We start from the raw sequence: 14,378 nt of genomic DNA, 5'->3' as shown, positions 1-14,378 counted from the left end.
AGAATCATCTCCACGGCTGCCAACCTGTCTGGAATTGGCGCCATGATCCTCGGGATGCTCATCCGCCGTCTCAGCGCTTTTGTCCTGGAAATAGATCGGAACGCCGGTCGAGGCCGGCCGAACTACCAGGTGGGCGACCACCAACCGCTCGCTAGAGCACTCATCGGGCCCCGAGGGCCTTTGGCATTGTCGTTCTTGTTTGGCTATACGTCGTTGCAGCAGATCCTTTTAAAAAGTCACAGGCAGATGGAGACGAAGGTCTCCAGTCGCTTCATGGCTGCTGCACGTCTCGGCGACGGACGGGAACAAATTTATCCGGTACAGAACCTGCTGCAGCCGCCGTTCTCTCATGAGGACGGTGCTGGCTTGCACCTTGGCGGACGTACCGAGGAGTTAAGCTTAAAATGGCAGACAGAATGCTTATCGATGCGTCTCACGAAGAAGAGACGCGGGTTGTCGTAGTCCGCGGCAACCGTATTGAAGAATTCGATTTCGAGTCCCAACATAAGAAGCAGATCAGGGGCAATATCTATCTCGCGAAGGTGACACGCGTCGAACCTTCGCTTCAGGCCGCCTTCGTGGACTATGGCGGCAACAGGCACGGCTTTCTCGCCTTCGCCGAAATCCATCCGGACTATTACCAAATCCCGCTCGCCGACCGGCAGGCTCTTCTGAAGGCCGAAGCCGAAGAACACCGGCGCAACGACGACAACGACTCGGATAACGACGAGTCTTCCGTCGATCTTGCGACGGCACCTCAGCCTGACGTCGACCTGAGCGTAGCAAGCGCCGTCCCGGCCGAGACCGACAACGCGGCGGAGCCGGGTGCGGCCCCAGAAGAGGTTGGCGCAGAGGACGCGACGCCAAAGGCCAAACCGAAGCGTGTCCGCAAGCCCCGTAAGAAGCCATCCACCGAGGAAACCGGTGAGACCGCTTCCGAGGGTGGCGAAGGCGAAGAAGGCGGCAGCGGCACGATTGCCGCCATGGTCGACAGCGACGAAATCTCCGAAGAGGTCGGCGGTCGCCGGCGCGATGATGACGATGATGACGACGACGTTGTCGAGGAGAAGGAAGAGATCGAATCCGTCGGCGCTGAAGACGCGATGGAAGAGGTTCCGGATCGCGTCGTCCGCAAGCCGCGCAAACAATATCGCATTCAGGAAGTGATCAAGCGCCGTCAGATCCTGCTGGTCCAGGTCGCCAAGGAAGAACGTGGCAACAAGGGCGCCGCGCTGACAACCTATCTGTCGCTTGCCGGCCGCTATTCGGTCCTGATGCCGAACACGGCGCGCGGCGGCGGCATTTCCCGCAAGATCACCAACCCGCAAGACCGCAAGCGGCTCAAGGAAATCGCCCGCGAGCTCGAGGTGCCTTTGGGCATGGGCGTCATCCTGCGCACGGCCGGTGCCAACCGCACGAAGGCCGAGATCAAGCGCGACTTCGAATACCTGATGCGGCTTTGGGAAAACGTCCGCACGCTGACGCTGAACTCGACCGCTCCCTGCCTCGTCTACGAGGAAGGCTCGCTGATCAAGCGTTCCATCCGCGACCTCTATAACAAGGACATTTCCGAGGTCGTGGTGGCAGGCGAGGAAGGCTACCGCGAAGCCAAGGACTTCATGAAGATGCTTATGCCGAGCCACGCCAAGGTGGTTCAGCCTTATCGCGATCTTCATCCGATCTTCTCGCGGTCCGGCATCGAAGGTCAGCTCGACAAGATGCTGCAGCCGCAGGTGACGCTGAAATCGGGCGGATACATCATCATCAACCAGACCGAAGCGCTGGTTGCGATCGACGTGAACTCTGGACGGTCGACGCGCGAGTACTCGATCGAGGACACGGCGCTGCAGACGAACCTTGAGGCCGCCGAAGAAGTAGCGCGGCAGCTGCGTCTGCGCGACCTCGCCGGCCTGATCGTAATCGACTTCATCGACATGGAAGAGAAGCGGAACAACCGCGCCGTCGAGAAGAAGCTCAAGGACTGCCTGAAGAACGATCGCGCCCGCATCCAGGTTGGGCGCATCTCGCATTTCGGCCTTCTTGAGATGTCGCGCCAGCGCATCCGCGCCTCGGTGCTGGAATCGACGACCCAGCTCTGCCCGCATTGCGGTGGAACTGGCCTTATTCGCTCGCAATCGTCCGTGGCGCTGCATGTCCTGCGCGGCGTTGAGGAATTCCTGCTGAAGAGCACGACGCACGACATCACCGTGCGTGCGACCCCGGAAACGGCTCTTTACCTGCTCAACCAGAAGCGGTCCACGATCGTCGACTACGAGCATCGCTTTGGCGTGACGATCACGATCGACTCCGACGATTCGGTTGGTCATCAACACTTCGCGATCGATCGCGGGGAAGCTGTTGCCAATCCGGTGAAGATCGAAAGCCTGATGCCTGTCATCACGGAGATCGAGGAGGACGACTACGTCGCCGAGCCGGAGGACGATGAAGACGACGTCGTCATCGAGAAGCCGGCCGCCGCGAACTCCGAGACGGCAGACGGTGAAGATCGCAACGGACGCAAGCGCAAGCGCCGCCGCCGTCGGCGCGGCAAGAATGGTCAGGCGCAGAACGGTGATGCTCACCAGGCCGGCGCTTCGGAAAACGACGCTGATGGTGACGAGGACGAAGGCGACGACGAGGGCGGTGAAAGCTCCGTGGAGGCTTCCGGCAACGACGACGGCAACCAGGACGAACCGCGTCGCAAGCGCCGCCGTCGCGGCAAGCGTGGCGGACGCCGCAACCGGCCGGGTGAAGACGGTGCCGAGATGAGCGCCGACGACTCCGAAGGCGACGACGAACAGCCGGATACCGAGGCCGAACAGATCGAGGAGATTGCCGAGGACAGCGTCGCCGAAGGTATGGCCATGGCCGAAATCGAATCGGCGACATCGCCGGTGGACGAAAAGCCAGCGCCCAAAGCCCGACGCACCCGCAAGGCCAAGGTCGCGGCCTCCCCCGTGGAGGAACCGGTGATTGAAGAGGCTGTCGCTCCGGTCGAAGCGGAGGTTGTCGAAAAGACGGCGGACCTCGAAGCGCCCGAACCGGCATCGATCGAGGAGCCACAGTCCGAAACGGACGACGCCAAGCCGGCACGCGCCAACCGCGGCGAGAACATCGTCAATTCCGAACCGGTGGTGACATCCACGTCGGCCGGCGGAGATGAGCCCGATAAACCGAAGAAGGGCGGCTGGTGGCAGCGTCGCGGCTTCTTCTGAGGCGCTGACGTCATCGCCAAAATCACAAAGGCCGCGTGATCGCGGCCTTTTTTATGGCAACAAATGCTGCTCAGTAATTGAATCCGGAAACCTATTTAAATTATTGAAATTAAATATTTTTCACGAAATCCAGCGCTCGATCCGATCCGTTGCCTCGACCATGTCGGCCATGGTGCCGGCGTAGGAGAAGCGCATGGCTCTTGATCCCTCCAGCGGATCGAAGTCGAGACCGGGCGTGGCGGCGACATTCGTTTCGGACAACATTCGCTTCGCGAATTCCATACTGTCATTGCTGTGCGCGCTGACATCGACATAGGCGTAGAACGCGCCGTCCATCGGCGAGAGCAGATGAAAACCCAAGGCAGGCAAACGTCTCTGGAGAAAGTCGCGATTGGCCCTGCAGCTCTCCTTGTAGGCATCAAGTTCACCGGTCGCACCGAGTGCCGCTGTGGCGGCGATCTGGGATAGCTCCGGCGGCGAGATGTAGAGGCTTTGCGCCAGGCATTCGGTCGGCCGGACCAGATGCTCGGGAAGAACCATCCAGCCGATGCGCCAACCCGTCATGCAATAGTATTTCGAAAACGAGTTGATGACGACGACATCGTCGGTCAGTTCCAGAGCCGAGGTTTCGTCGCCAGAGAAGGTCAGACCGTGATAGATCTCGTCGGAGATCAACGTTATCTTCTGCGATGCGCAATACCGGGCCAGTCTTTCGAGGGCCTCGCGACCTGTGACGGTGCCGGTCGGATTGGCGGGGCTCGCCAGAAGGACACCCTTTAGGCGAACGCCTTCACGAGACTGCGCGGCCTCCAGGCTTTCGGCTGTCAGCGTGAACTCCGTTGCTGCGTTGACTGGTACTTCAACCACGCGAAGACCCAGGGCCTTCAATATGTTGCGATAGGCGGGATAGCCTGGCCTCGCTATCGCGACGCAATCGCCTTCGTCGAAAAGCGAGAGAAAGGCCAGGTTGAAGCCTGCCGAGGAACCGGTGGTCACGGCTATCCGCGCCGGATCAAGCTCGATGCGGTGACGTCGTCTGTAGTGCTCGGTCAAGGCGATACGCAGGTTACCCATCCCCAGAGCGTCCGTATAGCCGATACGGCCGTGCGACAGGGCTTCACGCGCTGCATCCAGAGCGGCCTTCGGGGCCGGCGCACCGGGTTGGCCGACCGCCATGGAGATAACCGGATGCCCCGCCTGCCGCCGCTTTGTCGCCTCTGCCAGCACATCCATCGCATGGAACGGTTCGACGGCACTGCGGCGGGATATGGACACCATCAGGGTTTTTCCTTCTCTTGAATTCGGTCCGACATTTGCCGCAATGAATCCGCTATCACAATGGTGAGATTGGTGGGTCGCGGCAAAAATTCCTGTTTCGCCGTCAAGACGCATCCAATACAACGACTTCAGCCGAGGCAGCCCGCTGCCGGCCGCAACGACAAACATCAATCGCGAGGACTGACATGGCAATGAGCGCAACGAAACTCGGCATTCTGGCGGGAGCTGCGATCATCGCCTGGACAGCGGCGGCCGCCGCTATCGTCGTGATGACTCGAGGCGAGACGACGACCGACGTCGCTGCCAGTTCCCCTTCCGCGTTCGGCGATCAGGTTAAAAACTATCTCCTCGCCAACCCGGAGATCATGCTCGAGGTCCAGGACGCGCTTGAGCGCAAGCAGGACATGGCGCGCCAGCAACAGGCCTCGGCAGCCATCGAAAGCAATGGCGACGCTCTCTTCGCGTCGAGCCACGACATCACCGTCGGCAATCCGGACGGCGATGTAACGATCGTCGAGTTCTTCGACTACAACTGCGGCTACTGCAAGCGCGCCATGGCGGATATGGACCAGATTCTCGCCACTGACAGCAATGTCCGCTTCGTCCTGAAGGAATTGCCGATCCTTGGCGATGCCTCGTTGCAGGCGCATCGCGTTTCCGATGCTTTCCGCAAGATCGCGCCGGAAAAGTATCTCGACTTCCATCGGGCGCTGCTCGGTTCGGAAGGAAGGGCCGATGACGCCAAGGCGATCGCCGTCGCTCAGTCGCTGGGCGTGAGCGAAGACGACATCCGCAAGATGATGGCCGAAAACCCGAGCGACGAGGCGGTGCGGGAATCCTACCAGCTCGCCGCCAGCCTCGGCATCAACGGCACCCCGTCCTATGTCGTCGGCAAGGAAGCGCTCTTCGGCGCCCTTGGAGCCGAACTTCTGCAGGAGAAGGTTGCGAATGTCCGGGCGTGCGGTGCCACCGTGTGCTGAGCCGGTTTACCAAGACAGCCATTCCGTTTTGACCCCGCATTTCCTGTGATCCAAGGCTGTGCGGGCCGCTTGGGGCTTTCCCTTGCGGCCTCGCCAGTCTATAGGAGGCGGGTTCAAGGATACAGAAACTCGACATGAGCAAGATCTTCTTCGTCCTCAATGGGCCCAATCTGAACATGCTGGGCAAGCGCGAGCCGGGTATTTATGGCGGCAAGACACTCGCCGACATCGAAGCCGACTGTGCTGCGTACGCCAAGGACAATGGCTTTTCGATCGACTTCCGCCAAAGCAATCACGAAGGCACGCTCGTGGACTGGCTTCACGAGGCAAGCGAAGCCTCGGCAGGCGTTGCGATCAATGCCGGTGCCTACACTCATACCTCCGTTGCCCTGCACGACGCGATCCGCGCGATCGGCGTGCCGGTTGTCGAATTGCACATCTCAAATGTGCATGCGCGGGAAGAATTCCGCCACAAGTCGATGATAGCGCCGGCTTGCAAGGGCGTGATCTGCGGTTTCGGGCCGCACAGTTACATACTGGCGTTGCAGGCGCTGAAGAACCTCACGCAATAACAAGAACGATAGGGATTAATTTCCATGGCTGACAAGAAAACCGGAATCGATCAGGCGCTGATCCGCGATCTCGCGAACATCCTCAACGATACCGACCTGACGGAAATCGAAGTCGAGCAGGACGACCTCAGGATCCGCGTTTCGCGGAGTGGCCCGCAGATGGTCGCAATGCCGCAGATGCCGATGCAGAGCTATGCGGCGCCCGCTGCTGCTGCCGCTCCTGCCGCCGCAGCAGCGCCTGTTACCGCCGCCGCGCCGGCTGCGCGCGACCTGTCGAAGGCCGTGACGGCGCCGATGGTCGGCACCGCCTACCTCGCCTCCGCACCAGGCGCCCGCCCGTTCATCGAGGTCGGTGCCAGCGTCAAGGAAGGCCAGACACTTCTCATCATCGAAGCTATGAAGACGATGAACCAGATCCCGTCGCCGCGTTCGGGCAAGGTGGTCGAAATCCTCGTCGAGGATGGCCGCCCGGTCGAATACGGTGAGCCGCTGGTCGTCATCGAGTAAGCCGATGACCAGTATTTCAAAGATCCTCATAGCCAATCGCGGCGAAATTGCCCTTCGCGTCCTGCGCGCCTGCAAGGAGCTCGGTATCGCGACCGTCGCGGTTCATTCGACCGCCGACGCCGACGCCATGCATGTGCGTCTGGCCGACGAAAGCGTCTGCATCGGCCCGCCGCCGTCGCGTGACAGCTATCTTAATATCCACCAGATCGTCGCGGCCTGCGAGATCACCGGCGCCGACGCCGTGCACCCGGGCTACGGCTTCCTGTCCGAGAACGCCAAGTTCGCCGACATCCTCGACGCTCACGGCATCACATTCATCGGGCCGACGGCGGAGCACATCCGCCTGATGGGCGACAAGATCACGGCGAAGAAGACCGCGGTCGAACTTGGCATTCCTGTCGTTCCCGGCTCGGATGGCGAAGTAAAGCCGGAAAACGCGATGGAAATCGCGCGGAAGATCGGCTTCCCCGTTCTCATCAAGGCGACGGCCGGCGGTGGTGGTCGCGGCATGAAGGTCGCAAAGACCGAGGCCGATCTGGACGAAGCCGTTTCGACCGCGCGCTCGGAAGCGCTCGCCGCCTTCGGCAACGACGCCGTCTATATGGAAAAGTATCTCGGCAAGCCGCGGCATATCGAGATCCAGGTCGTCGGTGACGGCGCTGGCAACGCGATCCATCTCGGCGAACGTGACTGCTCGCTTCAGCGCCGCCACCAGAAGGTCTGGGAGGAGGCAAACTCCCCTGCCCTTAATGTCGAGCAGCGTATGAAGATCGGCCAGATTTGCGCCGACGCCATGAAGAAGATGAAGTACCGGGGCGCCGGCACGATCGAGTTTCTCTACGAAAACGGCGAGTTCTATTTCATCGAAATGAACACCCGCCTGCAGGTCGAGCATCCGATCACCGAAGCGATCACCGGCATCGACCTCGTGCACGAACAGATTCGTGTCGCTTCCGGCGCCGGCCTGTCCGTCACGCAGGACGAGATCGTCTTCTCGGGCCATGCCATCGAATGCCGCATCAATGCCGAGGATCCGCGCACCTTCGTGCCCTCGCCCGGCACGATCACGCATTTCCACGCACCGGGCGGTCTCGGCGTTCGTGTCGATTCAGGCGCCTATGCCGGCTACAAGATTCCGCCCTATTACGACAGCCTCATTGGCAAGCTGATCGTGCATGGACGCACCCGCGTCGAATGCATGATGCGGCTCCGCCGTGTGCTGGACGAGTTTGTCGTGGATGGCATCAAAACAACTCTGCCGCTGTTCCAGGACCTGGTCGCCAACCAGGACATCGCGAATGGCGACTATGACATCCACTGGCTAGAGAATTATCTGGCCGAAACCTCGGCCTGATCACGAATGGCTGGGCGGCGCGGCAGGAACCAGAGGATCACTCCGGAGCTCCTGCTGCGCGCCTATTCGATCGGGCTGTTCCCGATGGCGGATTCCGCCGAGGATCCGGAACTGTTCTGGGTCGAGCCCGAGATGCGGGGCATCATACCGCTCGACGATTTCCACGTTTCGAAAAGCCTGGCAAAAGCGGTACGCCAGCGACCGTTCGACATTCGTTTCGACACGGCCTTCAATCTGGTCGTGGCGAAGTGTGCCGAGTCCGCTCCGGACCGGCCATCGACCTGGATCAACGCCACGATCCGAGACCTCTACAGTGCGCTTCACCACCTCGGCCATGCCCACTCGGTGGAGGCGTGGGAGGGAGAAGAACTCGTCGGAGGGCTTTACGGGGTGTCGCTGGGGTCGGCCTTCTTCGGGGAAAGCATGTTCTCCAGGCGAACCAATGCCTCGAAAATCTGTCTGGTGCACCTCGTGGAACGCCTTGTCGAGCGCGGTTTTACGCTGCTGGATACGCAATTCACCACGGATCACCTGAAGACGTTCGGCGCGGTCGATATTCCGAAAAATGCCTACCAGAAGCTTTTGGACGAGGCGATGAGCCAGCCAAGCAAGTTGTTTGCCTAGTAAAGACCAACGCCACCGCCGGGCACACCGGGAAGCGGCTGCTGTTCGACGGGCGGAGGCGGCGGAATGAGCTCACCGCCAGCGGGTCCCTGGGAAAAATCATCAATGATCTGAGGTTCGTCGAGCGGAGGCACGTCCGTCGCCTGGAAATTGTCATCGGCCGGCGGCAGGCCACCCTCCTGGGCGAGCGGCGCCTGGGTCGAGAAATCATTGCCGATGTCAGATGATGAAGATGTCGCCGGCTGTTGCTGTTGTTGCTGCTGCAGGCTTTCTGCCGCCAACTGCTCAGCCGTCTTCGGAACGGGAGCCGGCGTTGCGGCCTGGACGCCCTCGGGGGCAGGCACCTCGGACGTCGCCTTGCAGTCCGTCAGCCAGACGTCATAGATCGGATGTTCGACGGCGTTCAGCGCCGGGCTGTCCGCAAACATCCAGCCGGAAAAAATGCGGCGGATCTTGCGGTCTAGGGTGATTTCATCGACTTCGATGAAGGCGTCGGTCTTTTGAGCCTCTTCCTCGTCGCGGGAATAGCATACCTTCGGCGTGACCTGCAGCGCGCCGAACTGGACGGTCTCGTTGACATAGACGTCGAAGGTGGTGATCCGGCCAGTAATCTTGTCAATGCCGGCAAAGACGGCAACCGGATTGGAGATGCGCTCGGCATGGGCGGCGCCTGGAAGGGCGAGCAGTCCGGTCAGGGCAACAGCGGTAGCAAGCGTGCCAACCTGCCTAGCAGCAACCGTTCCTGCAAAAATCATGTTCACGCCTCTCGAGCCTTTCAAGCGAAGGGCCGGCGTCCCGCCGACCCATCCGCTCAAGCGCCTAGCCGCCAAATATGGCCAAAAGGGGTTTCAGTTGCCCGGCGTCCAGGCGTCGTAGTCGCCGGTTACGCGAGGGCGCTCGCCGGTGACGGCTATCGACCCCTGCGGGCGGTACGCAGCCGGTGTACCGGTCGGATTGGCACGATGGGGCTTTTGCCATTCCCGCGCCTTATAGTCTTCCTTGCTCGGCGGAACGTCGGTCCGGTAATGCATCCAGCCGTGCCAGCCGGGCGAAATCGCCGACGCGTCGGCATAGCCCTTGTAGATGACCCAGCGCTTGGGCTTGCCCCAGGTGGTCATAGGACCTTCGTAATAGACGTTTCCGGCTTCATCCTCGCCGACGCGCGTGCCCTTGCGCCAGGTGAAGAAGCGGGTACCCATGGTCTGCCCGTTCCACCAAGTGAAAAGCTCCAACAGAAACTGCTTCATCTCGTATCCTTCGGCCCGCCAAAAAAGGGCGTGGCGCTGTCACATGAGGTCAACCGCTTATGCCGCCTCGCGGCTTCGATGTCCAGTGATTCGCACGTCGTCCCGGTCATTTGAGCTTCAGTTTGAAGCCGATATGACTGGGGCTGAAGCCGAGACGCTCATAGAAGCGATGGGCGTCCTTGCGAACAGCGTTGGAGGTCAGCTGAACAAGGCGCATGTCATCGGCCCGGGCCTTCTCGATGCAGAAGCCGATCATCGCCGCTCCGATCCCCTGACCGCGGCAATCGGCGCGGGTCTGGACGGCCTCAATGATCATCGAGGACGAGCCCCTCGCGGTCATGGTCGTTGTAACCATGGTCTGGAATGTCCCGACGATCGACGCCTCCCTTTCGGCGACGTAGAGCGTTTCGTTTGCCGAGGCGGAAATGCGGCGGAAGGCAGCCAGGTAGCCCGGCAAGGCGGCCGGATCGACCGTGTCCCCATGGCCGCCGAGCGGATCGTCGGCGAACAGCGCCACGATCGCCGGAACATCGGTTTCCACCGCTTCCCTGATTATCACCGGTGACGCTTGCATGCTTCGATCCGACCTGAGAGATTGCCGCCCAGCTAAAGGGATTGGGAGACAGGTTTATGACAAAGGCAGCGTTTTTCACTTTGCTCGCGATGCTTTTCGCCAGTGCTTCGGCTGCACAGGAAAGCGGTCGCTCAGGCATAGCCTTCGTGCAAGCGCCGGAGATGTCGAGCGGCGTATGCACCGGCAAGGATGCTCAGTCCGCGTTTGCCTGCGCCAAGCAGCAATGCATCGACGGCGGCGGCACCGACGAGGATTGCGTGGAAATGGCCTACTGCTTTCCTGCGCTCTACAGCGTTCAAGTGTCGATCCTCCACACCGAAGGCATCCACTGGCAGGAGTTCTTCTGCGGCTGGGACAGCAAGGAAGCTGCGTTAGATGCGGCCAAGGTCGCCTGCGACACCGAAAAGCGACCCTTTATCGCTGATTGCTCGGCGGCCGCGATCTACGACGAGGAGGGCAACATGAAAGACCTGATCAACCAGTAGGCAGTCAGCCCAACGGCTTTTCCATCACGATAGCGGGCAAACCGCTGTCGGGACTGCCGCAGCTGTCGATTCGGTCGACCTCGATGAAGCCGTGCGCCTGATAGAAGGCGATGGCCCCGGCATTCCGGGGCTCGACCTCAAGCCGCATGATTTCAGCATCGGGGAAGCAGCTCTCGATTTCCGCGAAGAGATCGCGCCCGATGCCCTGACGCTGGCACTCCGGATGGATGTAGAGCTGGTGAAGAACCGCGGTCTTGGTGAGCTTCGGAGACATCGCCGCATAAGCCATACCGCCCAACCGCTTGCCATCGTCGGCAACGAGAAACTCCGCGTCCCGCTTGTCGACACGCGCCTTCAGCGCGGCAACGGAATGCCAGGAGTCGATCAGCTGCTGCACCTTGAGGAGGCCGTAGAAGCCGTCGTAGGTCGCATGAAACGTCTCGGACAAGAGGGTGCGGAGAGCCTCCACATCCTGTTGACTTGCGGTCCGGACGAAGAACACGGCGTTATTCCTCGATGCCGAGCTTGGCCTTGACGAGCGCCTGGACGGCCTGAGGATTGGCCTTTCCGCCGGTCGCCTTCATCACCTGACCGACGAACCAGCCGGCAAGCGTGGGCTTCGCCTTCACCTTTTCGACCTGATCCGGGTTTGCGGCGATGATCTCGTCCACTGCCTTCTCGATAGCGCCGGTGTCGGTCACCTGCTTCATGCCGCGGCTCTCGACGATCTCGGCCGGGTCGCCGCCCTCGTTCCAGACGATCTCGAAGAGGTCCTTGGCGATCTTGCCGGAGATTGTTTCGGCCTTGATGAGGTCGATGATGCCGCCGAGCTGAGCAGGAGAAACCGGAGTCTCTTCAATGCCTTTGCCGGCTTTGTTCAAGGCGCCCAGCAAGTCGTTGATGACCCAGTTGGCGGCTGTCTTGCCGTCGCGACCCTCGGCCACGGCCTCGAAATAGTCGGCGATCGCCTTTTCCGAAACGAGAACAGAGGCGTCGTAGACAGAGAGGCCGAGTTCGGCGACGAAGCGCGCCTTCTTGTCGTCGGGCAACTCCGGCAGGTCCTTCTTCAGCGCCTCGACAAAGGCGTCGTCGAATTCGAGCGGCAGCAGGTCCGGATCCGGGAAGTAGCGGTAGTCATGCGCGTCTTCCTTGGAGCGCATCGAACGGGTCTCGCCCTTGCTCGGATCGAAGAGGCGTGTTTCCTGGTCGATCGAGCCGCCATCCTCAAGGATGGCGATCTGGCGGCGGGCTTCGTATTCGATGGCCTGGCCGATAAAGCGGATGGAGTTGACGTTCTTGATTTCACAGCGCGTGCCGAACTCGCCACCCGGCTTGCGTACGGAGACGTTGACGTCGGCGCGCATCGAGCCTTCGTCCATGTTGCCGTCGCAGGTGCCGAGATAGCGCACGATCGAGCGCAGCTTGGTCATATAGGCCTTGGCTTCGTCGGAGGAGCGCATGTCGGGCTTCGAGACGATTTCCATCAGCGCCACGCCCGAACGGTTCAGGTCGACATAGGACATGGTCGGATGCTGGTCGTGCATCGACTTGCCGGCATCCTGTTCCAGGTGCAGGCGCTCAATGCCGATCTCGATATCCTCGAAATTGCCCTGACGGTCGGGGCCGAGCGAGATGATGATCTTGCCCTCCCCGACGATCGGATCCTTGAACTGCGAGATCTGATAGCCCTGCGGCAGGTCCGGATAGAAGTAGTTCTTGCGGTCGAAGATCGAGCGCTTGTTGATCTCAGCCTTCAGGCCGAGACCAGTCCGCACGGCCTGCTTGACGCATTCCTCGTTGATGACGGGCAGCATGCCGGGCATGGCCGCGTCGACGAGCGAAACGTTGGAGTTGGGCGCATTGCCGAACGTCGTCGAGGCGCCCGAGAAGAGCTTGGAATTGCTCGTCACCTGGGCGTGGACCTCCATGCCGATGATCACTTCCCAGTCGCCGGTGGCGCCTGGAATGAAACGTTTCGGATCGGGCGTGCGGGTATCGACAATGGTCATCGGATGCTCGTCTGATGCTTCTGTTTTCAAGGGCTGAGGTAGAGCAAATGGCCGCCGGACGCAAGGCTTGCAATGGGTTCAAGGCAGGGCTTCCGCAGCAAGGCGACTTTAACAAGTTTGCGGCAGATTTCTGAAATGACCCCGACGGATTTCGCCATCGCGATACTGATCTTCGCGCTCTACAACGTCATCGTCTTCTGCACCTTCTGGTGGGACAAGGACGCCGCCAGAAATGGAGAATGGCGCATCAGCGAAAGCACACTGCTGGGGCTCGCCTTTTTGGGCGGCACTCCGGGCGCAGTTATCGGGCAGCGGGTGCTTCGGCATAAGACGCGAAAGGAGCCCTTCCGCTCCATTCTGCGCGCCATCTGCATCACGCACGGCGTGTGCCTGGTGGTGGCTCTCCTGCTGCTTATTTGTCCTGACGCCGCGAGGCTGCTGGCGGTTGCCCTCTCCTCGCTCGTCTAGAACTCCTGTCCGTATCCCGTGCCGGCCGGCTCGACGAGTTGCTTTGATAGCCCGATCGTCTGGATGTCGCGATCGAGCTTGGGATTGTAGGATACCGTCAGCCAATTGACGCCGTAGCCGTGCTTCTCAAAGAAATCGACAGCTGCACGATTACGGGCATGCGTTTCCAACGCGACCTTTTCGAAGCCGTGGCTTCGCAACTCCTCCTCGACTTCGATCAGCAGGGCGGAGCCCAGGCCTCGCCGCTGATATTGCGGATCGATCCAGAAATCGGTGATGTTTTCGTCCAGCCGCTCCCGCGCTGCCCAGCCGGCGGGCACGCCGCCCATTTCGACCACGGATATGGTGATCCAGCGGCTATGGGTGAAATTCAGGAAGGCACGACTGGCATTCTCCAGCATCGGGCGCGTTTCGCCGACGGACAGCATTGCCATTTCCCAGGCGCGGAGGCCGATTTCCGCCAGCACATCAGCTTCGTCTTCCCGCGCCGTGCGAATGCTTGCCATGAGGCCTCCAAGGTTCGGCGGCAATAAAACACATGGTGTTCCGTCCCGCCAGAGGAGAGGCAGGCGTCATCGATTCGCAAGCCACGGCTTGACCTTTCGCGACCGAAACGCGAAAAAGCTGTCGTCATCTATGGAGTGTTGATGTTCGGTTCGTCCGAGTCCCGGTAAAGGCCCCTGCCCGCGATCACCCTGTTCGCGCGCTCGGGCCAGAAAACGAAACCCCGACGCCTTGCGGCGGCGGCACCGTTTTCACGCGTCTTCACGACGCCATTCCGGACATTCCACCATGGACATCTCCCGCGCCGAACAGCGCATTCTCCACCTGCTCGCCCAGGGCGGGCGCATCGAACTGACCCGCGACGACAACCGCAAGATCGAAACCATCCGACTTTTCACGAGAGAAGGCTGGGTCTTCGGCGGTCTCGACCTCATCACCTTCCGCAAGCTGAAGCAGAAAAAGGCAATCAAGTCTAAGGGCGGCAAGCCTTATCGTATCACCGAACGAGGACTGGTTCTGGTGAGATCGCAGTTGGACAACAGATGACACAAACAAAAACGG

Annotated in this window: 16 protein-coding genes and 1 pseudogene; 10 read left to right on the top strand and 7 right to left on the bottom strand. The window is 60.8% G+C overall.

The window, feature by feature from the left end; genetic code table 11:
* Positions 1-42 precede the first annotated feature (42 nt).
* Together J5J09_RS09020 and J5J09_RS09015 are read left to right on the top strand one after the other, a co-directional pair.
* Positions 43-462 carry a hypothetical protein gene (locus J5J09_RS09020; protein ID WP_208549312.1) on the top strand — a complete coding sequence of 140 codons (420 nt, stop codon included), beginning with the start codon at positions 43-45 and terminating at the stop codon, positions 460-462.
* On the top strand, positions 405-3,215 hold the full coding sequence (locus J5J09_RS09015) for a ribonuclease E/G (protein ID WP_208549311.1): 2,811 nt from the start codon (positions 405-407) through the stop codon (positions 3,213-3,215). The genes J5J09_RS09020 and J5J09_RS09015 overlap by 58 nt, the downstream gene beginning before the upstream one ends.
* Before the next feature lie 120 nt (positions 3,216-3,335).
* Here J5J09_RS09015 and J5J09_RS09010 read toward each other — a convergent pair whose 3' ends face one another.
* Complete coding sequence (locus tag J5J09_RS09010; RefSeq protein ID WP_208549310.1) at positions 3,336-4,493, bottom strand: aminotransferase class I/II-fold pyridoxal phosphate-dependent enzyme; 1,158 nt, start codon at positions 4,491-4,493, stop codon at positions 3,336-3,338.
* Positions 4,494-4,762: 269 nt separating this feature from the next.
* Here J5J09_RS09010 and J5J09_RS09005 point away from each other — a divergent pair, with 269 nt between their 5' ends.
* The 5 genes from J5J09_RS09005 (at position 4,763) to aat (ending at position 8,530) form a co-directional block, all read left to right on the top strand.
* Positions 4,763-5,473, top strand: a complete 711-nt coding sequence (locus J5J09_RS09005) for a DsbA family protein (RefSeq protein WP_208553428.1) — start codon at positions 4,763-4,765, stop codon at positions 5,471-5,473.
* A 134-nt stretch (positions 5,474-5,607) separates the two neighbouring features.
* Entirely contained in the window at positions 5,608-6,045 is a 438-nt protein-coding gene (gene aroQ, locus J5J09_RS09000) for a type II 3-dehydroquinate dehydratase (protein ID WP_208549309.1), read from the top strand.
* Positions 6,046-6,069: 24 nt separating this feature from the next.
* The gene (accB, locus tag J5J09_RS08995) at positions 6,070-6,552 is read left to right on the top strand and encodes an acetyl-CoA carboxylase biotin carboxyl carrier protein (protein ID WP_208549308.1); all 483 of its coding nucleotides are present in this window, start codon (positions 6,070-6,072) and stop codon (positions 6,550-6,552) included.
* A 4-nt stretch (positions 6,553-6,556) separates the two neighbouring features.
* A complete protein-coding gene (gene accC / locus J5J09_RS08990; protein ID WP_208549307.1) occupies positions 6,557-7,906 on the top strand; it encodes an acetyl-CoA carboxylase biotin carboxylase subunit in 1,350 nt (449 codons plus the stop codon).
* Positions 7,907-7,912: 6 nt separating this feature from the next.
* A complete protein-coding gene (gene aat / locus J5J09_RS08985) occupies positions 7,913-8,530 on the top strand; it encodes a leucyl/phenylalanyl-tRNA--protein transferase (RefSeq protein WP_208549306.1) in 618 nt (205 codons plus the stop codon).
* A 317-nt stretch (positions 8,531-8,847) separates the two neighbouring features.
* Here aat and J5J09_RS22845 read toward each other — a convergent pair.
* The 3 genes and pseudogenes from J5J09_RS22845 to J5J09_RS08970 form a co-directional block, all read right to left on the bottom strand.
* A pseudogene (locus J5J09_RS22845) lies at positions 8,848-9,285 on the bottom strand (DUF2155 domain-containing protein); the annotation flags it as partial.
* Positions 9,286-9,378: 93 nt separating this feature from the next.
* Positions 9,379-9,777, bottom strand: coding sequence for an NADH:ubiquinone oxidoreductase subunit NDUFA12 (locus J5J09_RS08975; RefSeq protein ID WP_208549304.1), 399 nt, complete (start codon positions 9,775-9,777; stop codon positions 9,379-9,381).
* Between the two features lie 106 nt (positions 9,778-9,883).
* Positions 9,884-10,351: a GNAT family N-acetyltransferase gene (locus J5J09_RS08970; RefSeq protein ID WP_208549303.1), complete on the bottom strand. Its 468-nt coding sequence runs from the start codon at positions 10,349-10,351 to the stop codon at positions 9,884-9,886.
* A 56-nt stretch (positions 10,352-10,407) separates the two neighbouring features.
* Here J5J09_RS08970 and J5J09_RS08965 point away from each other — a divergent pair, with 56 nt between their 5' ends.
* Positions 10,408-10,836 (top strand): hypothetical protein, encoded by a 429-nt coding sequence (locus tag J5J09_RS08965; protein WP_208549302.1) that lies wholly within the window; start codon positions 10,408-10,410, stop codon positions 10,834-10,836.
* A 4-nt stretch (positions 10,837-10,840) separates the two neighbouring features.
* Here the strand turns inward: J5J09_RS08965 and J5J09_RS08960 are convergent, their stop codons facing one another.
* Positions 10,841-11,338 (bottom strand): GNAT family N-acetyltransferase, encoded by a 498-nt coding sequence (locus J5J09_RS08960; protein ID WP_208549301.1) that lies wholly within the window; start codon positions 11,336-11,338, stop codon positions 10,841-10,843.
* Positions 11,339-11,342: 4 nt separating this feature from the next.
* The gene (gene gatB / locus J5J09_RS08955; RefSeq protein ID WP_208549300.1) at positions 11,343-12,845 is read right to left on the bottom strand and encodes an Asp-tRNA(Asn)/Glu-tRNA(Gln) amidotransferase subunit GatB; all 1,503 of its coding nucleotides are present in this window, start codon (positions 12,843-12,845) and stop codon (positions 11,343-11,345) included.
* A gap of 135 nt (positions 12,846-12,980) precedes the next feature.
* On the opposite strand from gatB, the gene J5J09_RS08950 reads away from it, so the two are divergent.
* Positions 12,981-13,313, top strand: a complete 333-nt coding sequence (locus J5J09_RS08950) for a DUF1294 domain-containing protein (RefSeq protein WP_208549299.1) — start codon at positions 12,981-12,983, stop codon at positions 13,311-13,313.
* Here J5J09_RS08950 and J5J09_RS08945 read toward each other — a convergent pair.
* Complete coding sequence (locus J5J09_RS08945; protein WP_208549298.1) at positions 13,310-13,819, bottom strand: GNAT family N-acetyltransferase; 510 nt, start codon at positions 13,817-13,819, stop codon at positions 13,310-13,312. The genes J5J09_RS08950 and J5J09_RS08945 overlap by 4 nt on opposite strands.
* Positions 13,820-14,105: 286 nt before the next feature.
* On the opposite strand from J5J09_RS08945, the gene J5J09_RS08940 reads away from it, so the two are divergent.
* On the top strand, positions 14,106-14,363 hold the full coding sequence (locus J5J09_RS08940) for a YjhX family toxin (protein ID WP_208549297.1): 258 nt from the start codon (positions 14,106-14,108) through the stop codon (positions 14,361-14,363).
* The last annotated feature ends 15 nt before the right edge of the window (positions 14,364-14,378 follow it).

The organism is Ciceribacter sp. L1K22, assembly GCF_017599385.1.
Taxonomy (GTDB): Bacteria; Pseudomonadota; Alphaproteobacteria; order Rhizobiales; family Rhizobiaceae; genus Allorhizobium.
This window is presented reverse-complemented; position numbering and strand designations above follow the sequence as displayed.

Bases quoted from the DNA above. Each gene is read 5' to 3' on its own strand.
- J5J09_RS09020 (WP_208549312.1), top strand. From the start codon at position 43: ATGATCCTCGGGATGCTCATCCGCCGTCTCAGCGCTTTTGTCCTGGAA.
- J5J09_RS09015 (WP_208549311.1), top strand. From the start codon at position 405: ATGGCAGACAGAATGCTTATCGATGCGTCTCACGAAGAAGAGACGCGG.
- J5J09_RS09010 (WP_208549310.1), bottom strand. From the start codon at position 4,493: ATGGTGTCCATATCCCGCCGCAGTGCCGTCGAACCGTTCCATGCGATG.
- J5J09_RS09005 (WP_208553428.1), top strand. From the start codon at position 4,763: ATGACTCGAGGCGAGACGACGACCGACGTCGCTGCCAGTTCCCCTTCC.
- aroQ (WP_208549309.1), top strand. From the start codon at position 5,608: ATGAGCAAGATCTTCTTCGTCCTCAATGGGCCCAATCTGAACATGCTG.
- accB (WP_208549308.1), top strand. From the start codon at position 6,070: ATGGCTGACAAGAAAACCGGAATCGATCAGGCGCTGATCCGCGATCTC.
- accC (WP_208549307.1), top strand. From the start codon at position 6,557: ATGACCAGTATTTCAAAGATCCTCATAGCCAATCGCGGCGAAATTGCC.
- aat (WP_208549306.1), top strand. From the start codon at position 7,913: ATGGCTGGGCGGCGCGGCAGGAACCAGAGGATCACTCCGGAGCTCCTG.
- J5J09_RS08975 (WP_208549304.1), bottom strand. From the start codon at position 9,777: ATGAAGCAGTTTCTGTTGGAGCTTTTCACTTGGTGGAACGGGCAGACC.
- J5J09_RS08970 (WP_208549303.1), bottom strand. From the start codon at position 10,351: ATGCAAGCGTCACCGGTGATAATCAGGGAAGCGGTGGAAACCGATGTT.
- J5J09_RS08965 (WP_208549302.1), top strand. From the start codon at position 10,408: ATGACAAAGGCAGCGTTTTTCACTTTGCTCGCGATGCTTTTCGCCAGT.
- gatB (WP_208549300.1), bottom strand. From the start codon at position 12,845: ATGACCATTGTCGATACCCGCACGCCCGATCCGAAACGTTTCATTCCA.
- J5J09_RS08950 (WP_208549299.1), top strand. From the start codon at position 12,981: ATGACCCCGACGGATTTCGCCATCGCGATACTGATCTTCGCGCTCTAC.
- J5J09_RS08945 (WP_208549298.1), bottom strand. From the start codon at position 13,819: ATGGCAAGCATTCGCACGGCGCGGGAAGACGAAGCTGATGTGCTGGCG.
- J5J09_RS08940 (WP_208549297.1), top strand. From the start codon at position 14,106: ATGGACATCTCCCGCGCCGAACAGCGCATTCTCCACCTGCTCGCCCAG.